At 71.8% G+C, this 20,357-nt stretch carries 18 protein-coding genes and 1 pseudogene; 10 read left to right on the forward strand and 9 right to left on the reverse strand.

Annotated features, from left to right (window positions below; genetic code table 11):
- Positions 1-59: 59 nt before the first annotated feature.
- From IE265_RS26935 to IE265_RS26955, 5 genes are all read right to left on the reverse strand, one after another.
- Complete coding sequence (locus IE265_RS26935) at positions 60-1,616, reverse strand: DEAD/DEAH box helicase (RefSeq protein ID WP_190038284.1); 1,557 nt, start codon at positions 1,614-1,616, stop codon at positions 60-62.
- A gap of 367 nt (positions 1,617-1,983) precedes the next feature.
- A complete protein-coding gene (locus IE265_RS26940) occupies positions 1,984-2,187 on the reverse strand; it encodes a cold-shock protein (RefSeq protein WP_018529187.1) in 204 nt (67 codons plus the stop codon).
- Positions 2,188-3,460: 1,273 nt separating this feature from the next.
- The gene (locus IE265_RS26945) at positions 3,461-4,078 is read right to left on the reverse strand and encodes a DinB family protein (RefSeq protein WP_229916570.1); all 618 of its coding nucleotides are present in this window, start codon (positions 4,076-4,078) and stop codon (positions 3,461-3,463) included.
- A gap of 108 nt (positions 4,079-4,186) precedes the next feature.
- On the reverse strand, positions 4,187-4,555 hold the full coding sequence (locus tag IE265_RS26950; protein WP_190038285.1) for a DUF4259 domain-containing protein: 369 nt from the start codon (positions 4,553-4,555) through the stop codon (positions 4,187-4,189).
- A 223-nt stretch (positions 4,556-4,778) separates the two neighbouring features.
- Complete coding sequence (locus tag IE265_RS26955) at positions 4,779-6,227, reverse strand: lipase family protein (RefSeq protein ID WP_190038286.1); 1,449 nt, start codon at positions 6,225-6,227, stop codon at positions 4,779-4,781.
- Positions 6,228-6,733: 506 nt separating this feature from the next.
- Between IE265_RS26955 and IE265_RS26960 the strand changes: the two genes are divergently transcribed.
- The 3 genes from IE265_RS26960 (at position 6,734) to IE265_RS26970 (ending at position 9,224) form a co-directional block, all read left to right on the forward strand.
- Complete coding sequence (locus IE265_RS26960; RefSeq protein ID WP_190038287.1) at positions 6,734-7,381, forward strand: TetR/AcrR family transcriptional regulator; 648 nt, start codon at positions 6,734-6,736, stop codon at positions 7,379-7,381.
- A 118-nt stretch (positions 7,382-7,499) separates the two neighbouring features.
- On the forward strand, positions 7,500-8,297 hold the full coding sequence (locus IE265_RS26965) for a maleylpyruvate isomerase family mycothiol-dependent enzyme (protein WP_190038288.1): 798 nt from the start codon (positions 7,500-7,502) through the stop codon (positions 8,295-8,297).
- A gap of 285 nt (positions 8,298-8,582) precedes the next feature.
- On the forward strand, positions 8,583-9,224 hold the full coding sequence (locus tag IE265_RS26970; RefSeq protein ID WP_190038289.1) for a uridine kinase family protein: 642 nt from the start codon (positions 8,583-8,585) through the stop codon (positions 9,222-9,224).
- Between the two features lie 91 nt (positions 9,225-9,315).
- Here IE265_RS26970 and IE265_RS26975 read toward each other — a convergent pair whose 3' ends face one another.
- Complete coding sequence (locus IE265_RS26975; protein ID WP_190038290.1) at positions 9,316-10,938, reverse strand: MFS transporter; 1,623 nt, start codon at positions 10,936-10,938, stop codon at positions 9,316-9,318.
- A 278-nt stretch (positions 10,939-11,216) separates the two neighbouring features.
- Between IE265_RS26975 and IE265_RS26980 the strand changes: the two are divergent.
- Positions 11,217-12,227: pseudogene (locus IE265_RS26980) on the forward strand (endonuclease/exonuclease/phosphatase family protein); the annotation flags it as partial.
- A gap of 253 nt (positions 12,228-12,480) precedes the next feature.
- Complete coding sequence (locus IE265_RS26985) at positions 12,481-12,945, forward strand: SRPBCC family protein (protein WP_190038292.1); 465 nt, start codon at positions 12,481-12,483, stop codon at positions 12,943-12,945.
- 232 nt (positions 12,946-13,177) lie between these two features.
- Here the strand turns inward: IE265_RS26985 and IE265_RS26990 are convergent, their stop codons facing one another.
- A complete protein-coding gene (locus IE265_RS26990) occupies positions 13,178-14,446 on the reverse strand; it encodes a hypothetical protein (protein ID WP_190038293.1) in 1,269 nt (422 codons plus the stop codon).
- A 304-nt stretch (positions 14,447-14,750) separates the two neighbouring features.
- Between IE265_RS26990 and IE265_RS26995 the strand changes: the two genes are divergently transcribed.
- The 5 genes from IE265_RS26995 (at position 14,751) to IE265_RS27015 (ending at position 18,478) form a co-directional block, all read left to right on the forward strand.
- A complete protein-coding gene (locus tag IE265_RS26995; RefSeq protein ID WP_190038294.1) occupies positions 14,751-15,791 on the forward strand; it encodes a beta-ketoacyl-ACP synthase III in 1,041 nt (346 codons plus the stop codon).
- 37 nt (positions 15,792-15,828) lie between these two features.
- Positions 15,829-16,062: an acyl carrier protein gene (locus tag IE265_RS27000; RefSeq protein WP_190038295.1), complete on the forward strand. Its 234-nt coding sequence runs from the start codon at positions 15,829-15,831 to the stop codon at positions 16,060-16,062.
- A complete protein-coding gene (locus tag IE265_RS27005) occupies positions 16,062-17,072 on the forward strand; it encodes an alpha/beta fold hydrolase (protein WP_190038296.1) in 1,011 nt (336 codons plus the stop codon). Before IE265_RS27000 ends, IE265_RS27005 begins: the two co-directional genes overlap by 1 nt.
- Before the next feature lie 466 nt (positions 17,073-17,538).
- Positions 17,539-17,913: a hypothetical protein gene (locus tag IE265_RS27010; RefSeq protein WP_190038297.1), complete on the forward strand. Its 375-nt coding sequence runs from the start codon at positions 17,539-17,541 to the stop codon at positions 17,911-17,913.
- Positions 17,914-18,112: 199 nt separating this feature from the next.
- The gene (locus IE265_RS27015) at positions 18,113-18,478 is read left to right on the forward strand and encodes an ArsR/SmtB family transcription factor (protein WP_190038298.1); all 366 of its coding nucleotides are present in this window, start codon (positions 18,113-18,115) and stop codon (positions 18,476-18,478) included.
- Positions 18,479-18,519: 41 nt separating this feature from the next.
- On the opposite strand, the gene IE265_RS27020 is transcribed toward IE265_RS27015, so the two are convergent.
- Together IE265_RS27020 and IE265_RS27025 are read right to left on the reverse strand one after the other, a co-directional pair.
- Entirely contained in the window at positions 18,520-19,356 is an 837-nt protein-coding gene (locus IE265_RS27020; RefSeq protein WP_190038299.1) for a carbohydrate ABC transporter permease, read from the reverse strand.
- Complete coding sequence (locus IE265_RS27025; protein WP_229916571.1) at positions 19,353-20,357, reverse strand: carbohydrate ABC transporter permease; 1,005 nt, start codon at positions 20,355-20,357, stop codon at positions 19,353-19,355. Before IE265_RS27025 ends, IE265_RS27020 begins: the two co-directional genes overlap by 4 nt.

The following is a 20,357-nucleotide window of genomic DNA, read 5'->3' on the forward strand; positions in this document are numbered from 1 at the left end:
CGGACGACGACGCCGGGCGGGGCAGCCCGCGCCGGCGGGCGCGGGCTGCCGATGACTGCCTAGGCCGGGGTGTCGAGCGGCGGCTGGCGCCGACCGGCCCGACGGGCCGCCTGCGAGGGGCGGCGACCGCGCCGGCCGCCGCGTGACGCGGCGCCGCGCTCGACGCGCTCCTTCACGGGAGCCGTGATGGTGACGGGGACGCCGGAAGGCGTCTGCGCACCGGTGATGCGGTGCAGTTCGGCCTCGCCGGAACGGACCTGGGTGGTCTGCGGCACGATGCCGGCGGCCACCATCAGACGGGACATCTCCCGGCGCTGGTTCGGCGTGACCAGCGTGACGACGCTGCCGGACTCGCCTGCACGGGCGGTACGCCCACCGCGGTGCAGGTAGTCCTTGGGGTCGGTCGGCGGGTCGACGTTCACGACGAGGTCGAGATTGTCGACGTGGATGCCGCGGGCGGCCACGTTGGTGGCCACCAGCACGGTGACGTGCCCGGTCTTGAACTGCGCGAGGGTCCGGGTCCGCTGCGGCTGCGACTTCCCGCCGTGCAGCGCGGCGGCCCGCACCCCGCTGGTCAGCAGGTCCTGGGTCAGACGGTCCACCGCGTGCTTGGTGTCCAGGAACATGATCACGCGGCCGTCGCGGGCCGCGATCTCGGTCGTGGTCGCGTGCTTGTCGGCACCGTGGACGTGCAGCACGTGGTGCTCCATCGTGGTCACCGCTCCGGCCGAGGGGTCCACGGAGTGGACGACCGGGTCGGTCAGGTAGCGGCGCACGAGGAGGTCGACGTTGCGGTCCAGGGTCGCCGAGAACAGCATCCGCTGTCCTTCGGGACGCACCTGGTCGAGCAACGCGGTGACCTGCGGCATGAAGCCCATGTCGGCCATCTGGTCGGCCTCGTCGAGCACGGTGATGGCCACCTGGTTCAGGCGGCACTCCCCGCGGTCGATGAGGTCCTTGAGCCGGCCCGGGGTCGCGACGACGATTTCCGCCCCCGCACGCAGCGCGCCGGCCTGGCGGCCGATCGACATGCCGCCGACGACCGTCGCCATGCGCACCCGCACGGCTCGGGCGTAAGGGGTGAGCGCGTCGGTCACCTGCTGGGCGAGTTCCCGGGTGGGGACGAGGACCAGCCCGAGGGGCTGGCGGGGCTCGGCGCGCTGCCCGGCGGTACGGGCCAGCAGGGCGAGGCCGAAGGCCAGCGTCTTGCCGGAGCCGGTGCGTCCGCGGCCGAGCGCGTCACGGCCCGCGAGGGTGTTCGGCAGCGTGGCTCCCTGGATCGGGAACGGCACGCTCACCCCCTCCGAGGCCAGCGCTGCGAGCAGCTGCGCGGGCATGTCGAGCGCGGCGAACGTGTCGACGGCGGGCAGCGCCGGGGTGATCGTCTTGGGCAGCGCGAACTCACCCTGCGGTCCGCTGGGCCTGCGCCCGTAGCCACCCTGGCGGCCGGGACCGCCGGAGCGGCTGGGGGCGGCGGAACGGAAGCGGGCGCCTCGACCGGAGGCGTCACCGCCGCGGGTGCGGGAGCCGTCGCCGCTCGTGCTCCAGCCGCGCGAGCCCTCGGAGCCTCCGGTGCGGGTACGGGAGTAGCGGTCGTTACTGCGTGTGCGGTTCATGCGGAACCTTCCTCGATGCGGCACGTATCAAGGAATTCCCGCAGCGGAACAACAGCGCGGCGAATCGCGAGAACGAGCCAAATGAAAAGCAGATGCTTATTCGAATACCACCGGACAACGAACGGCGGATATTCACTCGGATGTGCCGGGCGCTATTGACCGGTGTCCGGAGTCTGGTCGGCGGCTCGTACGGATTCGTCATCCGGAGCCGGTGTGTCAGCGGGGCGGTGCCGTGGGCCCGAGGGGCCTGCGTACGTGACCGTCACCGTCGGAGCGTCAAGGTGTGCGGGGCGGCCGGGCCGCGCCACGCAACGAGCTGGGACCCGCACCCCATGGTGCGGGCCCCAGCTCGGATGATGCGAAGGCGTCAGGCGGGAACGATGTTCTCGGCCGTCGGGCCCTTCTGACCCTGCGCGATGTCGAAGGTCACCTTCTGGCCTTCGAGCAGCTCGCGGAAGCCCTGGGCGGCGATGTTCGAGTAGTGCGCGAAGACGTCAGCGCCTCCACCGTCCTGCTCGATGAAGCCGAAGCCCTTTTCCGCGTTGAACCACTTCACGGTGCCAGATGCCATGTCAATTCTCCTTCGGGGCAGTGCTCGGAGCCCGCACTTTGCTTGCTCCGTGTCGCCACGATGATCGCCCCGCCCGGAAAATTACCGGAAATACACAGGAGTCTCGGGCGGAAAAACCACCGCTCGGACACCTGAAGTTCTGGGAACCACAACTGCAACTGAGATCGACAGTAGCATGGCGCAGCCTTCCGCCGCGTGTGATGAATTCCGCTCGGCCAGCCGGAAGAGATACCGTCATCGCGCCTTCTTCCTTATTCTCATTTCGCCGTCATAGATATTGGCCGCCCCTGACCGGAGCATTGCCGTACGCCGGTACCGCGCCCACCGCACCCCGACCAAGCCCTGCACGAGCCGCTGCCCGGTCGGGCCATGAGGCGCCGCAGCCTTCGCACTCCTCTCGTGCGAGCCGCTCCCCCGGCGCCGCACGAGGGGGACCCATGGGGGTTGCGCGCGTACTGCTGCCGTCGGCGCGGATGCTCGCCCGGGTCCGCATCGGGGCGGGTGGACCGCTGCTCGGGGCCGCACCGCTGCGGTGCCTCGGCCTCGGGCTGTTCCTGGTCCGGCCCCGTCGGCGGCACGCCGTCCGGCCTGGGGCGAGGAGGCCGTCGGGGTCGGCACCGACGGCCTCCGGTGGTCCGACGGCGTCAGGCCCTCGTTCCACCCCGACATCCTTCCGCTGCGCGTCGCACTGCTCACCGACCTCGCCCGGTCCCGCCTGGGGGCCGGCGATCTGCGGCGCGCCCGGGAGACTGCCGATCCGGCCGTGTCCGTGTGCCGCGAACTGGTCCGGCGGCGCCCCGACACCGGTGAGCCCCTGCTCGTCCCGGCCCTGGAGAGCCGTACATCCGTGGACGGGCGCCGGCGTACCTCACCGGAGCCGGCCTCGGGCCCCGCCGGGCCCTCGGACGCCCCTGCGGTGACGGGGGCGCCCGATCGGCGGACGCTCGACGACCTGCGCGAACTGGAGTCGCCGTACACCCGGTTCGCCGAGCACGACCCCGTGGTTCATGAGCCGCACCCAGCGGAAAGCCAGGTCGACGCCGAGAGGTCGGACCGAACCGTGGCCCTGGCCCGGGAGTCCGTGGGACTCACCCGCCTGTTCACCGAGTCCGATCCGACGCGCTGTGCGTCACCGCCTTCGCCCGGGTCCGCGAGCTGGCCCCGGAGGAGGTCGGACGCGCCTGGCGGACGGCGACGACGGAGCCGTTCCCGTCGTTCGTCTACCCCGGGCCCTCGTCCCGACGCCGGCCCGGGGCCGGGTGACGGCGGCGGGTCAGGGCCGGCGCGCCCGGTACAGGTCCCGGATCAGCGCGATCTCGGCGCCGTGGTGCAGCACTTCCTGGTTGACCCACCACACGATGTCGACGAACGGGTCCTCGGCGTCACTCCCGTACGGGTAGGTGGAGTGGCCCACGGTGTCGAGGGCCGCCTCGTCGGCGCTCAGCAGTGCCTTCCGCCACGCGGCGGCGTCCGCCTCGAAGGCGGCCACCGCGGTCGCGGCGTCGCCGCTCACCGGGTGCCCTTCGCGCGTCGCCCGGCGCTCGCCGACGGTGTGGTCGGCCCGGAGGGAGAGCATCTCCCCGAGGTGGCTCAGCCGCCAGGCGATGGTGGTGAAGGGCGGCGGAAACGGGTGGGGATGGCTCGCCGCGTCGCGTCCCCAGTCGCCCGTGCCGGTGAGGAGTGTCGCGCGCGCCCCGGGGCCGTCGGTACGCCGGCGGACGGACCAGCAGTCGGGGACCGGCTCCCAGAGGTACTCGTCGTCGGTCATCGGACCGACGGGGGTCTCCGACCCGTCCCCGCTGTCCATGACCGGTCCCGCCATGCGGCCGGTCAGCCGCTCGCAGGCGAAGTCGTACTGCTCCAGCAACGGCACGAGCCGGGGTGGGATCACTGAGTGCTCCAGGAGTCGGCGGCCCTGCGCTCGGAGCCGAGTGACCGGTCTGCTGGCGGGAGAGCCTGGCACAGCCCGCACCGCGTCCGCATCCGATATTGCCTGCCGTCAGCGCCGTCCGGCCGCTGCGATCAGGCGCTCGAACGTGTCGTCGAGCACAGCGCGGCGTTCCTTCCTGTACTCCGGAGTGGGTTCCAGGGCGTCGATGCCCCGCTCCCACGCGGCCAGATACGTCGTCCGCCACCGCCGGACGGCGTCGGGCGGTGGCAGCGTGACCCCCACCCATCCCTGCGCGTCGAGCGTGAGCAGCAGTTCCAGGTTGCAGGGGACCGCGACTCCCCAGTACTCGTCCGGTTCGAGGCGCACCGGGTCGCCCGACACCGCCTTCTCCACCTCGGTCACCAACCGGTCGACCAGCTCGGCCAGATGGTCCGCCGCCGTGTCGCTGTCGAAGTGTCCGCTGCCCCACGAACCCATGTCCGTTCCCTCCGTGCCGTGCTGCCGATACGTCCGACATCACACCACCGGCCACTGACAACGCGCGGCCGTGGTCCGGAGGGAGGCGCCGGGGCACCGCTCTGCGGGCCGTGGCGTGTGCCGGCCACGACCCGCAGGAGTGCTGGCGTGCCGCCTCCTCGGCGAAGGCGACGAGGGCGACGGGGTGACGCGGGCGACCGGTCACGGCGCCCGACCGGGAGCGTCAGGGTTGCAGGGGCATCGTCCAGCAGTTGGAGGTGGCGGTCCGGCCGGAGAGGCGGTCGGTGATCCAGGAGATGGCGTCGCCCTGGTCGGTGAGGAGCGGCACCAGGTGGTTGGTGAGCAGGCCGTCGCCGAGGTTGGGCAGAACGACGGCCTCGTACGTGATGTTGGCGCCCTTGCGGCACCAGTCGACGGCGAGTTGGCGTGCCTGCGCGTGCGGAACGATGTCGTCCTGGACGCCGGTGGCCAGGCGAACGGGGCTGGCCGGCTTGAGGGTTCCGATCCGCTGGGCGTCGAGCGTCTCCCTGAGCGCCGGTTCGCTCTCCAAGAGGTCGCTGACGGATTCACCCCCGTTGGTCCACGCCGTGCTCTTCTTGAACGCGTATCCGAAGATCGCGTCGCCGACACACATCGTGGACAGGTCGCTGAGGGCCGCTCTGCCCGCCGCGTTGAGGTGGGTGTCGGCGATGTCCCGCAGGTCGGGGTCGGCCTGCAGGAAGCCGTTGAGCGACCAGCCGAGGGCGCCGGCCAGGGCACTGCCGTCGATGCCCTCGACGACGTCCGTCAGGTTGGCGGGCGGTGCGCCGGAGTACGTACCGGAGAGCTGGATGTCCGGGGCGTAGGACGGCTGGAGTTCGGCGGCGGCCGCGCTCGCCCCGCCGCCCTGGCTGTAGCCGAACAGGCCGACCCGTGACGCGGAGGTGATCGACGCCGACGGCAGGGCGCGTGCCGCACGGACGGCGTCGAGCAGCGCGCGGGCGCCGTCGAGGCGGTTGACGTACGTGTGGAGCCGGTCGGTCGCGCCGAGCCCCACGTAGTCGGTGACGACCACGGCGGTGCCCGAGGCCAGCAGGCGGTAGATGGCGATGTCCTCGTAACCGACCGACACCGTCTCGCCGTTGAGGGTGATGGGGTTCTGCAGGGCCATGGAGGCGGCGCACTGGTCGCCCTGCCCCATGGTGCCGGGGGCCAGGGCGACCAGTGGTCGCGGCCCGCCGCCCTTCCAGGCGGCCGTCGGCTCGATGTAGGCGCCGGTGACCGCGACGGGCCGGCCGGTGGAGTCGGTGGACTTGTACATCAGGCGGGTCGCGGTGCCGGGCAGTGGGCCGTCGACGCTGGGCAGGCTGAGGGCCAGCGGCAGCGGGGCCGTGCGGACGAGCGCCCCGTCGGCGGCGGGCAGCGAGGTGGGAGGCGTGTAGAAGGCGGGGATGGTCACGCCTCGGGAGACCACGTCCGCGGAGGCGGTCGCGGGCGTCGCGGAGAGCGCCTGAACGCTCAGACACGCGAGGGCCGCAAGGGCCGTCGCGAGGAGGCGGCCACGGGCTGTGGTGAGGCGACGGCCACGGGCCGATGGCGCGGGCTCGTGCCGGGCGGGCTGCCCGGTTCCTGTCGGGCCGGGGCTCCCGGCGGCTGCGGGGTGGGGTCGGCCGGTGTCGTGGGGTCGTTCCATGCGGCTCACTCCCTGCGTATGAGGAGAGGGGTGGGGGGCGGTGCATGGCGGCATGGCACGGCGTGCCGCCGGCTCGGTTCAGGGGTGCGGGCGGTGCGGGGCGGCAAGAGGCCTCCTGCCGGTTCGGCGCACGGCAAGGCCGTTGCCGCCGTGGGGAGTCGGGGATGCGGCGGGGTGCGCTCCGCCGCCCCGGGGACGGACGGCTCGAAGGGCCGCCCGTGGCCCTCCGCCCGTGCACCCGGTCGCCGGCGGGGCATGGCAGGGCGCCCGCCGGTCACGCGTTCGTCGGCTGCCTGCGGAGCCCGATGCTCGTGGCTGCGGCTCCGCTGCTCTGCCGTGAGTACAGCTCCGACCTGCGAACTCGTCATGCGAGCTGAGGAGTTACCGACCGGTCACATCAGGAGAGTAGAGGCGCGTGTCACTCAGTGACAAGATGTCTGCAAGTGCCATTTCCAGCGGCTCGTTATGCTGTCGGCGATCCGACATACAGGGGCGGTGGAGCAACGGTGCGCGATGCGGCACCCGTAGACCATGCAACGGCGACCGGACCGGGCAGACCGTCACTCGGCGAACGGCGCAGAGCCGCCCTCCGCCTGGACATCGCCCGAGAGGCAGTCCGCCTGTTCACCTCGCAGGGCGTCACCGCCACCACCGGTGACCAGATAGCCCAGGCGGTCGGCATCTCGACGCGCACGCTGTGGCGCCACTTCCCCACGAAGGAGAGCTGCGTACGTCCGCTGCTCACCGCGGGGTTGGACGCGGCCACCGATGAACTCCTGCGGCGCTGGCCGCCGGACAGCGCGCTGCTGGACTTCCTGACGGCCACGTGCCGGCACGGCGGGCTGCCGTCGGCCGATCCCGCGGTGCTGGATCTGATCCGCATGACGCACACGGAGCCCGCCCTGCGCGCCGTCTGGCTCCAGGCGCACGACGACGCGCTGTCGGTCCTCGCCGAACTCCTCGCCCGGCGCTCCGGAAGGAGCCCCGGCGACCTGCGGGTGAGAGTCCACGCGGCAACGGTCAACGGTGCGCTGCGGGCGGCCGCCGAGGACTTCGCACTCCGCTTCTCCGACGACGCGGACGCCTCGGACGACGAACTCGCCGCGTGCGTCCACGCCGCTCTCCGGGCGGCCTCGGAGGGCCTGCCCTACTGACCCCGAACCGGCCCGGGCCGTTCTCCTGGCGTGGCATGAACTCGCGCCCCGGCGGGCCTTCCTCCGCCACGCGTGAAATCGCTGTCCGGCCACCGGAGCACGATGGTAGACATCCGGCGTGGAAAAGAATCTTGAGTTCCCTGACCTGATACGCCTGATCGATGAACGGTCGACCGCCTTCCGCGCCACGGTCGCCGCCGCGCCGAGCCTCGACGCACAGGTGCCGACCTGCCCCGGGTGGACACTGTTCGACCTGGTGAAGCACCTGGGTGGGGGAGACCGCTTCTGGGCCGCGATCGTCGGCGCCGGACCCGCCGACGCTCCCCCGGCGGAGGCGGCCGCCGCGCGTGCCGCTCTGGAGGTGCCGCAGGAGCGTGAGGCCCTGCTGGCCTGGCTGGCCACGTCGACGCAGCTCCTGCTGACCGCCCTGCGCGAGGGAGGACCGGACGCCGACTGCTGGGCGTGGTGGAGTGGTCTGCAGACGCCGCGGACCTCCGGTGGAGTCGCCCGGCACCGGGCCCAGGAGACCGCGGTGCACACCTACGACGCCCAGCTCGCCGCGGGCGCCCCGCAGCCGCTGCCGGCCGAGGTCGCCCTCGACGGTGTCGAGGAGTTCCTGTTCACCTGCGTCGCGGCGGCCAGCGCATGGCCGCACAAGCCCACGACCTTCGACTTCCACGCCGCCGAGGGTCCCTCCTGGCGCCTCACTGTCGACGGCGACGGCGCACGCTCCACCCGCATCCCCGCGCCCGCGGACACGGCCGGCGTGGACTTGGACGCAGCCGGCGCCTCCGTCCATGGCACCGCCAGTGAGTTGGTCCTCTACCTGTACGACCGCATCCCGGCCGACTCCTTGCGCGTCGACGGAGACGCAGGGCTGCTCGACCTGCTCCGCGCGTGGGAGCCGGAGTCGTAGGACGCACCGGTGGCGGGCGGCCGCGGCTCGATCCGGTAGGACAGGGCTCCTCGCCGGGTTCGTGAGTCGCGGCACCGGACTCGAACCCGCGAGGCGGCCTCAGGGCGTCACCGGGTTCCGTGTCGTGGCCGCGCGCAGACCGGCCGAAAGTCGCGGCCCGGGCCGCCGCTGAACCGGGCCGCGCTTCCATGCTTGCCAGGGGCGATCACGTCGCCGTACATTCCCTCCACCCGGCTTGTCCGGCCGCTTCGTCTATCCCCTTTGAGCACATGAGGAGCGCCCGGTATGACGGGTGTAATGGCGGTCGCCGGCGGCACCGCATCCGGCAAGTCCACTCTTGCCCGAGCCCTGTCGCTGCAGTGTCCCGAGAGCATGGCCCTCGTCCATCTGGACGACTACTACGTGCCCGCGCACGACCCCCTGAGGGGTGTGTGGACGGTCAGCGCCGACGGGCACCCCGTCCTCGACTGGAACCATCCGGGGTCCATCGACCAGACAGCGGTGTCCCACGCCATCGACGCGGCGCTGCTGCGCCCCGACGTGCAGCTGGTGGTGGTCGAGGGCCTGTTCGCGCTGTCACTGCCGTCCGTGGTCCGGCGGGCGGCGTGGCGGGTGTACGTCGACACCCCCGACGACATTCGACTGGCCCGCAAGATCCTCCGGAAGATCGAGGTGCAGCGGCAGGACCCCGGGCTGTCCCTGCGCAACTACCTGCAGACCGGCAGGGATCACCACACGGCCCATGTCGCGCCCTCGCGGGCGGCGGCCGATCTGGTCGTGGACGGAACCGCGAGCGAGGCGGAGATGCTGGCGGCCGTCATGCCGCTGATCGGACCGGCCCTCGCACCGCCGCCCGCGGCGCCCTCGCGGGCACGGGGGGTGTGCGGTGTGACCCGTACCCCCGGGGTCCCGGTGTTCGCGTTGTGACGTGCCCCGGGGGCACCGGGCCCTGTGTGGGGCCCGGTGGCCAGGCCGTGGGGGCAGGGCGCGCACGGACACGGTCGGCGACCGGCGGGCCTCAGGCTCCCGGTCCGCTCGGCCTCCCGGTGGCGGCACGGGCGGAGTCCTCGGTGCCGTAGCGCCGCAGGAGTTCCCGCTCGGCGTCCCGGTGCGGGAACATGAGGAAGATCAGCAGCGCGCCCAGGGCGATCGCGACCAGGCCGACGGTGTACGCGCCGTCGTCGCCGTGGAGGAACGACTTGCGTGCTGCCGCGACGATCTGGTCGGCGTAGCGGGGGTGCTGCTGGGCGACCTGCGCGGCGGAGGCGAACGACTTCGTCAGCTCGCTCTGGACCTGGTTCGACACGTCCTTGCTCTCGGGGGAGGCGGCGATCGCCGCGCTGAAGGCCGAGGCGTAGCCGGCGGTGAGGAGCAGGCCCATGACGGACTGCATGACGGCCCCGCCGAGGTCGCGTTGCAGGTCGGCGGTGCCCGACGCCATGCCGACCCGCCGTACGGGCACCGATCCGGTCAGCGAGTGGGATGAGGGCGTGCCCGCGAAACCGGCGCCGACACCGATGAGCACGTAGGCGAAGCCGACCTGCCAGTAGCCGCTGTCCTCGCCCCAGAACAGCAGCATCCACCCGAAGGCGAGGAAGAGGAACGCGTAACCGATCAGCAGGGTCGCGCGGGCTCCGTGTCTCTCGACCAGCTTCGCGGACCGTGGTGCCACGAGCACCATCATCACGACGAGCGGGAGGATGGCGGCGCCGGCTTCGACGGGGCTGTACTCGAGCACGTTCTGCAGGTACTGCTGGCTGACGAACGCCGACCCCATCATGGAGCCCCACACGATGATTCCCGCGCATGCGGCGACCCAGAACGTGCGCCGGGCGGCGATGTGGAGGTCGTACAGCGGGTTCGGCGCCCGGCGCTGACGCCAGAAGAAGGCCGCTCCGGCGGCCAGGGCGATCACGGCGAGGCCGACGACCAGTGACCCCTGGCCGGGCACAGCGGCGAAATTGATCGCCAGCACCAGTCCCGCGACCAGGAAGACGGAGAGGGTGCCGCCCAGGTTGTCCACCGGCTCGGCCGACTCGTTGGCGTGCGCGGGGACGAACAGCGATGCCATGACCAGGGCGACCGCGGCAAGGGGCAGGGTGATCAGGAACACCGACCCCCAGTAGAAGCTTTCGAGCAGGGCGCCCGCGATCACCGGTCCGAGCATGGAGATGCCGCCGCCCAGGGCCGACCACAGCGCGATCGCCTTCGTCCGCGCCGGCCCCGCCCACAGGGCGGTGATCAGCGCCAGGGTGGTCGGGTAGGCCATGCCGGCCGAGAGCCCGCCGAGGATCCGGGCCGCCACGAGGACGGTGTCCGTCGGCGCGTACGCGGCGAGCAGGCAGGCGGGGACGGACAGGGCGACGCCCAGGAGCAGGAGCAGCTTGCGGCCGTGACGGTCGCCGACCGCACCCAGATAGAGCACCGACGCGGCCAGGCCGAGGGAGTACCCCACGGCGATCAGGTTCAGCGCGGTCTGCGAGGAGTCGAAGGCCTTCCCGATGGCGGGCAGTGCCACGTTGGCCACCGACAGGTTCAGGTTGGCCACGGCGGCGACGATGATCAGGGACGCCAGGACGAGCGACGCCCGCGCCGGGGCCTCGCGCGGAACGTCGATGCGAGGCGCGCCGGTTTTCGACATGGAACCTCCGGGGCGAAGTTTGGGCTTCGCGAGAGTCTTGCCTGATCCGCCGTTGCGCACATCGCCCCATTGGGATGACACGCCCACCGTCACCGACGTGGTCCGCGCCCCGCCGTGGCGGCGACCTGGGCGTCGAGTGAGCACGGACGGTCCCCGGTACTCGTGATCCTCATCGCTGCTTCGGTGCTGCAACCCCATCACCCGTCCGGGCGTCGTAGCGGGCACGGCGTGTCCGACACCGCCGAGGCGGCTCCGGTCCGCGCGGCACTCTGAACGGGATGGACCAGGTGAACGGACCTACGGCGGCGACGGCACCGCGGAGGCGGCTGCGCCCCTTGCGGCGGCCCGTGCGGGGTGGGGAGCCGGGCGACCGGTCCGCCTGGACGCGCGGGCGGGTGCTGTCGGGCCTCGCCGCCCTGAGCGCTCTCCTGCTGGTGTTCCACCGCGCCGTCCCGAACACCCCTGGCCGCCTCGGCAGCCTCCTGGAGACGTTCCTCCCCTGGCTCGGACTGGCGGTTCCACTGCTCCTGGTGTCGGCGCTGCTGCGCAGGTCGGCCCTGGCGCTGGTGGCGGTGACGCTCCCGGCGGCCGTCTGGGGAGTCGCGTACGTGGACCCGCTGCTGTCCGAGGACACGGAGGCGTACGACCTGGTCGCGGTCCAGCACAACGTCAGTGACGTGAACCCGGACCCCTTGGCCACCGCGCGCGCCCTCGCGCGGGAGCAGGCGGACCTCATCGCGCTGGAGGAACTGACCCCGGCATCCCTGCCGGTCTACGAGAAGGCTCTGGCACGGGGCTATCCCCACCGGGCGGTCGAGGGAAGCGTCGGCCTGTGGTCGAGGCATCCGCTGTCGGACATCCGTCCGCTGGACATCAGGCCGGAGGGAGTCGGCGAGGGCTGGAAGCGGGGCCTGCGGTCCACGGCGCACACCCCTGTGGGCGAAGTCGCCGTCCTCGTCGCCCACTTGCCCTCGGTACGCGTCGGGTGGCACGGCCTCGGCACCGCCCGGCGGGACGAGAGCGCCGACCTGCTCGGCTCGGCCGTGGCGGGCGAGCAGACCGACCGGCTGATCCTGCTCGGCGACCTCAACAGCACGGTCGCGGACCGGGGCTTGTCCCCGGTCACCTCGCAACTGGCCCACGGACCGGCGGACTTCCCCTTCAGTTGGCCCGCGGGTCTCCCCGTCTCCCGGATCGACCACGTCATGGCCCGGTCGGGAACAGTCGGCGCCGTCCGGACCCTCGCCGCCACGGGCAGCGACCATCTCCCGGTCGCCGCCGGCATCACGTTCGGGCCGCGGCGCCCGCCCACCGGCACGGCACACGGCCAGGACGCGAGGACCGCCGGCCACGACCGGCAGCCCCGGGCCCGGCCCCTCCCTGCACGGCGCTCGGAGGCGCGGCCCCCGCCGAACGCTCCCGCGAGGTGCTCCCGGGCGCCGACCCACGAGGCACCGTGAGCGCGCGGCGACCCGCGGTCCGGCGCGGCCCACCGGGGCGGCCGTCGGGCCGTTGTCCGAGGCTGGTGCTTTGATGGGAATCATGACCAGGAGAAGTGTCGTCGTCGAACGGCGTGTCGCCGCCACCCGGGGAGCGGTGTGGGAGGCCATCACCGACCTCGCCGGCATGCAGGACGTCCTGAGCGGTGTCCTGAAGGTCGAGGTCCTCACGGACGGGGCGTTCGGCGCCGGCACACGCTGGAGGGAGACCCGGCGCATGTTCGGCAAGGACGCCACCGAGGAGATGTGGGTGACCCTGAGCGAGCCGACCGAGCGGTACGTGGTGGAGGCGGAGTCCCACGGCTCCCGCTACCGCTCGGAGTGGGAGCTGCGCGCCGAGGGCCCGGCCACGACGACGATCCGTATGACGTTCTCCGCCGTGCCGACCGGTGGTGCCGCCGGCCTGCTCGCGAAGATCATGGCCCCGCTCGGTGAGAAGGCGGTCGCCAAGGCCATCGCCAAGGACCTCGCCGATGTCGCCGCGGCCGTGGAGAGCCGCGGCGTCTGAGGTCATCCTCCGGCCTCGAAGGCAGCCGCCCGGTGCGGCCGGCTCTCCCGTCGGCCCGTCGCGACCTCCGTCGCGCCGAGCGTCCGGCAGGTCCGACCCGTGCCCGGGCCGGCTGCATTCGGGTCGGCCCGCTCTCGGACCGGCCTGCACGATGAACGACGGTTTCCTCAGGACCGGTTGCCACCTGACGGACCGCTCGCCCCGCGACGCCACCCGGTGGCCGCGGGCCCCGTCACTCCCCCGGCGCCGCCTTCCGCAGGGCGGTGATGCAGGTGGTGATCGCCTCCTGGAGCTCCTCCAGGCGCTGGAGCATGTCGTCCTCGTAGATGGTGTCGAGGTCGTCCACGTCGTCGAAGGTCAGCTCCTCGAAGACCTTGGTCGCCTTCTGCAGGCTGCTGTAGAACTTCGTGCGGCGTTCCTGGAGGCGGAGTTCGGGGTTCGCCTGGATGGTCTGGGCGACGAGGTCCTTCACGGAGTCGTACGCGTCCGACGCCCATTCGCCGGTCTCCTCGCCCTCGTCCAGCTCGTCGATGAGGGAGAGATGACGCTCGGCCTCGGCGCGCAGCTCGGCGGGGGCATCGATCGTCTGCCCGGCCGGGGTCTTGACCTGGCCGTTCTCGACGATCTGCCGGACGTAGCCGATACGGCTGGCCGCCTGCGTCTCGGCGGCGACCGCCTTCTTCAGGTCCTCGGTGCGGGCGATGTCCCGGGCGAGTCCGGTCTGCAGCACCGGGTCCTCCTGGAGCCGGTCGAGGAGTGCCACCCGGGCCGCCTGAGCCGTGGACGGGTCGGCGAGGATCGCGGCCCGGAGCGCGGTGGGGTTCTCGGCGACCTCCAGGGCCTTCGTGGGCCGGATGCCCTCGGCCTCGGCCGCCGCGGCGATCGCCGTGCCGCGCTCGGATCCGGCGCTGGAACGCGAGGTGTAGTACGTGTGCCAGACGTCGGAGTCCGGCAGTTCGACGTCCTGTCCCGGGGCCAGCGCCTCGAAGTAGGGGACCAGACCGTCGTCGGACGCCTTGTCCCACGCCTTGTAATAGCGCATGACACGCTCGGGCGAGCACCCGGCCAGTTCGGCGAAGGCCTTCGCGGACACCTTCGCGGTGTCTCCCGCCGCCTCGCCGCCCGGCCGTACGCTGCGCGCCACCTTCAACGCGAACGCCCAGCCACCCGCCCGTACGTACGCCCCGAAGTCCCGGGCGTCCCGGACCACCTCGCCGGGCACGTCGTCCGGCACGGCCGCCGCGTCCGCGCCGGCCCCCTGCGGCGCCTCCGCGGCATGCGGGTGCGCGTCGTCCCGCGCGGTCCCCAGGGGCGCGTCGGCGGCCGGGCTCTGGCCGGGCAGTTCCACCGCCGGACGTCCGTCGCTCGTGTCCACGGCCGTGACCTCTCCGTCCGACGATCCGGGCTCGACCCAGAACTCCTCGGCTTCTGCGGTCGCCTGTCCGGGCACCGCGTCGGCGGACGGGACGGACGGTTCGGGCTGAGCGGTCACAACGGTCACGGGAAGACTCTCCTGGGAAGGGTCAGGGCTTCAAAGGGCAGCGCGTGCAGCCTATATGAACCGGTTCGGGATGCTTTGCTCCCGACCGATCCGGTCGACCGTGACAGAGGGACCCCTCGGCGCCACGACTGCCGGCACCGGCTCCATGGTCCCTCACGGCACACCCGGCGGACCGGCCGACCGGCGGAGAGTGAGGTGCCGCACGCCGCAGCCGGGCAGGCCCGGGCAGGTCGCCCACGCGCGGTGCCGAAGGGGCAGCCCGCCCGCAGATAACTCTCCGCCTCCACTCAAGTACGCTTAGTGAATGAACGTTTCGAGCGCGGAACTCCCCCAAGTGCGGGGAACGGCCGCCGTGGTGACGGGTGTCGGCGCCCATCTTCCCTCCCGTCGCGTGACCAACGACGAGCTGTGCACCCGGCTGGACAGCAGCGACGAGTGGATCCGCGAGAGAATCGGGATCCAGGAGCGCCGCCGGGCCGACGCGAGCGTGTCCACGGGTGACCTGGCCCTGGAGGCCGCGCGCCGGGCGATGCGGTCGGCGGGCGCGACCGACGTCGACGCACTCGTGCTGGCCACGACCACCCCCGACCACCACTGCCCCGCCACCGCTCCGGCCGTCGCCCACCGACTCGGACTCCGCGACGCGGTCGCCTTCGACGTGACCGCGGGATGCGCGGGGTTCGTCCACGCGTCCGCCGTCGCCGCCGGACTCATCAGCGCGGGCAGCGCCCGCAGGGTACTGGTCGTCGGCGCCGAGACGATGTCGGCCATCATCGACTCCGACGACCGCTCCACGGCCCCCCTGTTCGGCGACGGCGCCGGAGCCATGGTCCTGGAGGCCGGGCCCGAAGGACACGACGGCTGCCTCGGACCCTTCGCGTGGGGCAGCGACGGCTCCCTGGCCGACGCCATCGTCATCCCGGCCGGCGGAGCCCGGCAGCGCGACCGCAGGGACACGGCGCCCGCCGGCGACTTCTTCGTTCACATGCGCGGGAACGAGGTCTTCCGGCACGCCGTGCGCCGTATGAGCCAGGCGGCCCGGGACGCCGTCACAGCGGCGGGATGGACACTCGACGAGGTCGACCGCCTCATCGTCCACCAGGCCAACGGCCGCATCGGCGCCTCCGTCGCCGACGCCCTCGGCATCCCGCCCGAGCGCACACCGTCCAACATCGCCCACGTCGGCAACACCGCGGCGGCCTCCGTTCCGCTGCTCCTCGCCCACGCCGCCGACGACGGCCGGCTGAAACCCGGACACCGCGTGCTCGTTGTCGCCTTCGGCAGCGGTCTCGCCTGGGCGGCCACCACCCTCGTGTGGCCGCCGGGCATCACCGCGGAGCTGTAGAGATCCACCTGCCCAGGAACGTAAGGGAACGAAGCACGTGCTGGAAGAACTCAAAGGCATCCTCACCACGCAGGCGGGACTTCCCGCCGCGCCCATCACCGCCGACGCGTCCCTCGCCGACGCCGGCATCGACTCCATGGCCGTGACCGTGCTGTCCATGCAACTGGAGGACAGGATGGGCCTGTTCCTCACCGAGGACGAACTGTCGTGCGCCCCGACCGTCAGCGCCCTGGCCGACCTCATCGCGAGCCGAGCCGCCGGGACGCCGTGATGCCGACCGCCACTCCCCTCCCCAGGGTCGCCCCCACCGCCGACGTCACCGCACCCCCGGCATGGAACCCGCCCGAATGGAACGCACCCGCCCGGGCCACGGAGGAACTCGTCCCACTGGAATGGCGCGGCCTGCGCTACACCTGCCGTGTCATCACCTCGGACCGGCCTCCGGTCACCGAGCCCCTGCTCCTGCTGGGCGGCGCCCTCCAGGACATGTACGCCTGGCCCCGGCTGGAGCGCAGACTCGGCGCCCACATGCCTCTGGTCCTCGTCGACCTGCCCGGTGTCGGCACGGCCGACGACCTGCCCGCCGAGCAGGGATTCGACGCGCTCGCCGAGGCGGCGCTGCACGTCGTCGACCGGCTCGGCCTGGACCGGATCAATCTCCTCGGCGCCTCCTACGGCGCGCCGATCGCCTACCGGGCCGCCCTGAGCCGCCCCTCGCTCATCAAGCGCCTCGTCCTGGCCGGGGCCACGCACCGGATGAATCCGCGCCTGGTGTCCGACTGCGAGCAGGTGTGGCGGGCCCGCGCCGCGCTGGCGGACGTCACCGACGGAACGCTCTCGGACGCCGGCTCGTACGAGATCGCCGAGCGTGCCGTCGCCACACTGCTGAACACCACCCGGAGGGAGCAGGTGTCGCAGGCGCCCACGGTGGCACGGCTGCTGCACCGCCAGTTCGCCCGCATCACGCCCGCCGAGGCCCGCAGGCACGCCGTCTGCCACCAGCGTCTGCTCGGCCCGGACCCGCTGCCGTCCGAGAGCATCGAGGCCGTACGCGCCCTGGTGTTCACCGGGGAGCACGACGACGTCAGCACGCCCGAGGAGAACCGTGCCGTGGCGGCGGCCATCGCCGGGTCCACGTTCCTCCTCGTACGCGACGCCGACCACATGGTGCATCTCGAACGGGAGGCCGAGTACGCGGATCTGGTGCTGCGCTTCCTGACCGACCGGCCGCTCGACGGCCTGCACTACACGACACCGCCGGAGCGCACCGGGCGCCGCTGACACGCGCACGGGGCCCGCGCTCGTCCCCGCCGACGGTGACGGCCGTACCGCGCCCGGCGGGTCCGCCCGGCGGGTCCGGCCCGGTCGCGGGCCCCTGTCGGTCAGGAGACCGGCCAGGGTCCGCAGCCGGCCCGGGTCCCTCCCCCGGGCCTGGTCCCACCTGCAGGCCGGGTCCCACCCCGAGGCAGGGCGTCCGGAACGGGATTCCCGGGCTCCGGAAGAGGATTCCGCGGCCCGGGGACCGGCGGACCGGGTTCCCGGAGCCGATCCCGGTACGGACAACTCCAACGCCCGACGCATCGATTCCGATCGCCGACTCGTCGCTTGCCGACACCGTCCGATCATCGGGCGTCATTCCCGAAGACACTCCCCCGGCGCCGGCGACCGCGCGCCTACGGTGCGATCACCGCCGCGGCACGGGAGGCATCTCCCGATCCGCCGCAACCGAGTGACAACAGGAGGCGCAATGGCGAGTGTGGAAGTGTCGCTGAAGGAAATGATGACCGCGATCGAGGGCACGCTGGGGGCGGCCATCGTCGACTACACCAGCGGCATGGCCCTGGGCACACTGGGCGGAAGCAAGGAACTGGACCTGACGCTCGCCGCGGCGGGGAACACGGACGTCATCCGCGCCAAGGTGCGCACGATGGACCAACTGGGCCTCAAGAGCCACATCGAGGACATCCTGATCACGCTGGAGAGCCAGTACCACCTGATCCGGCTGGTGAGGGCCCGCAACGGCAACGGCCTCTTCCTCTACCTCGTCCTGGACAAGGACCGCTCGAACCTGGCGATGGCCCGCCACCAGCTCAAGCGCGTCGACGAGCAGCTCGAGGTCTAGCTCGCCGGCGCACGGGGCCGACGTGCGCCCATGATGTGAAGACATCTTCAAGTCACCACATCAGCATGATCCCAAGTCATGGATGCACGCGGCCCCGGGCGAGAAGGATCGGCTTCGACGGGCACGTTCCACGGCGGCGCCCAAGTGGCGCCGCCGCACCCCTGGAGACCATCCCCGACGCGGCAGGGAGCAGGCACTCATGCAAGTCCCCCTCTATCAGGCCAAGGCGGAGTTCTTCCGCATGCTCGGGCACCCCGTCCGCATCAGGGTCCTGGAACTGCTCCAGCACGGGCCGGTCCCCGTCCGCGACCTTCTCGCCGACATCGAGATCGAACCGTCAAGCCTGTCGCAGCAGTTGGCCGTGCTGCGGCGCTCCGGCATCGTCGTCTCGATCCGTGAGGGCTCCACCGTCCGGTACGCGCTGGCCGGAGGTGACGTCGCCGAACTCCTGCGCGCGGCCCGCCGCATCCTCACCGAGCTGCTGGCCGGGCAGAACGAACTCCTGGCCGAACTGCGGGAGACCGACGCACCCCTGCCTCCCGTGTCCACCGGCAGCCGTGGCTGAGCGCCTCCCGAACCGCGGGACCCAGCCCTCGACCCGCGGCCTCAGCCCTTCACCGCACCGGCGGTGAGTCCCTGGACGATGTGACGGCTGGCGAAGGCGAACAGCACCATCGTGGGCAGGATGGTGAGGACCGCCGCCGCGGACATGGAGCCCCAGTCGATGTTGAAGCTGGAGATGAAGCCGTTCAGGGCGGTGGGCACCGTCTTGTTGCTGTCGCTGTTCATCAGCGTCACCGAAAGGAACAGCTCGTTCCAGCAGTTGACGAAGTTGAAGATGAAGGCGGCCACGATCCCCGGGCGCATGACCGGCAGCAGTACGCGGAACAGCGCCCCGAAGCGGGACAGTCCGTCGATCATCGCCGCCTCCTCCAGCGCGTCCGGGATGTTCTCGAAGAAGCCGCGGAGCATCACCGTGCAGAACGGAATGCAGACGGCGACGTACACGAGGACGAGTCCGAGCCGGTTGTCGACGAGGTTCAGGTCGGTCATGAGCAGGTACAGCGGTCCGAGGGCGATGAAGGTCGGGATCATCTGTGTGACCAGGGCGGCCATGAGCAGGGCCGACTTGGTGCGGAACTCGAAGCGGGCCAGCACGTACGCCGAGAGCATCGAGATGACGGTGGCGACCGCGCCCGCCACGGTCGCGACCACCAGGCTGTTGGTGAGGTAGACGCCGAAGTCGGCCTTGCCGAAGAGCCCTTGGTAGTTCTCCAGCGAGAAGTGCTCGGGCCAGTACGCGATGGGGAAGGCGAAGATGTCGCCCGGCGCCTTCAGGGACGTGACGGTGATCCAGTAGAGCGGGAAGACAGTGAAGACCAGCCACAGGCCCAGGAAGGTGAACTTGGTGGCCCGGCCGGCCGTGGACTCCTTGCCGATCACGGCTTCACCTCTCGCTTCTCACGCGTGGCCAGGAGGAAGAAGACCGCGAACACCAGCAGGGTGGCGACGACGATGAGTCCGAGGGCCGAGGCCCTGCCGTAGTCGCCCTGCTGCGTGATCCTGATCATCCACGTGGTCACGATGTGCGTCTCGTTGTTCGGCCCGCCGCCGGTCATCCCGAAGATCAGGTCGGGGAAGTTGAAGATCCAGATCACGCGCAGGAGCACGGTCAGCGCGAGCGTCACCCGGATGTACGGAATGGTGATCCGGAACAGGGTGCGCACCTTGCCCGCGCCGTCGAGCGCCGCCGCCTCGTACAGCTCCTCCGGGATGGACTGCAGCGCGGCGAGGATCATGATGGTGAAGAAGGTGACGCCGTACCAGATGTTGGCGACGACGACGGCGAACATCGCCGTCTGCGGGTCGGCGAGCCAGGCGACCGGCTCGTCGATCAACCCGGCCTTCTGCAGCAGGTCGTTGACGACGCCGAACTCACTGTTGAACATCCAGCGGAACAGGATGCCGATGAGGAATCCGGAGATCGCCCACGGGAAGAAGATCAGCGCCTGGTAGAGGCCGCGGAAGCGGAATCTGCGGCGCAGCCACAGCGCGAGGGCGAATCCGATGACCAGTTGCGGCACGATCGAGCCGAAGACCCAGATCGCGGTGTTGCCGAGCACCTTCCCCCACGCGGGGTCGGCGAACACGTCACGGAAGTTCTTCAGGCCCACCCAGGACGTGTCGGTCAGATCCGTCAGCTTCCAGTTGCGGAAGGCCATCTGGCTGCCGGCGACCATCGGGTAGTACGTGAAGACCGCCACGAAGAGCGCGGCCGGGGCCATGAAGGCGGCGATGAGGAATCCGCGCCGGGCGGTGAACTCCGGTTTGCGCCGCCCTCCTTCGGCCCCGCGGCGGGGCGGGGGGACTCCCTTGCCGGAATCCTCCGCCGACGCCGCCCGGGTCTCCTTCGTCGTGTGCGCCGTGCCTGACGTGGTGGGCAT

It is taken from the genome of Streptomyces fructofermentans (genome assembly GCF_014651055.1).
GTDB lineage: Bacteria > Actinomycetota > Actinomycetes > Streptomycetales > Streptomycetaceae > Streptomyces > Streptomyces fructofermentans.

What these genes read in the sequence shown, in the direction of transcription:
- IE265_RS26985 (WP_190038292.1), top strand. Translation starts at nt 12,481, where the DNA reads ATGACCAGGAGAAGTGTCGTCGTCGAACGGCGTGTCGCCGCCACCCGG.
- IE265_RS26995 (WP_190038294.1), top strand. Translation starts at nt 14,751, where the DNA reads ATGAACGTTTCGAGCGCGGAACTCCCCCAAGTGCGGGGAACGGCCGCC.
- IE265_RS26970 (WP_190038289.1), top strand. Translation starts at nt 8,583, where the DNA reads ATGACGGGTGTAATGGCGGTCGCCGGCGGCACCGCATCCGGCAAGTCC.
- IE265_RS26940 (WP_018529187.1), bottom strand. Translation starts at nt 2,187, where the DNA reads ATGGCATCTGGCACCGTGAAGTGGTTCAACGCGGAAAAGGGCTTCGGC.
- IE265_RS26935 (WP_190038284.1), bottom strand. Translation starts at nt 1,616, where the DNA reads ATGAACCGCACACGCAGTAACGACCGCTACTCCCGTACCCGCACCGGA.
- IE265_RS26955 (WP_190038286.1), bottom strand. Translation starts at nt 6,227, where the DNA reads ATGGAACGACCCCACGACACCGGCCGACCCCACCCCGCAGCCGCCGGG.
- IE265_RS27005 (WP_190038296.1), top strand. Translation starts at nt 16,062, where the DNA reads ATGCCGACCGCCACTCCCCTCCCCAGGGTCGCCCCCACCGCCGACGTC.
- IE265_RS27010 (WP_190038297.1), top strand. Translation starts at nt 17,539, where the DNA reads ATGGCGAGTGTGGAAGTGTCGCTGAAGGAAATGATGACCGCGATCGAG.
- IE265_RS27025 (WP_229916571.1), bottom strand. Translation starts at nt 20,357, where the DNA reads ATGCCCACCACGTCAGGCACGGCGCACACGACGAAGGAGACCCGGGCG.
- IE265_RS26950 (WP_190038285.1), bottom strand. Translation starts at nt 4,555, where the DNA reads ATGGGTTCGTGGGGCAGCGGACACTTCGACAGCGACACGGCGGCGGAC.
- IE265_RS27015 (WP_190038298.1), top strand. Translation starts at nt 18,113, where the DNA reads ATGCAAGTCCCCCTCTATCAGGCCAAGGCGGAGTTCTTCCGCATGCTC.
- IE265_RS26975 (WP_190038290.1), bottom strand. Translation starts at nt 10,938, where the DNA reads ATGTCGAAAACCGGCGCGCCTCGCATCGACGTTCCGCGCGAGGCCCCG.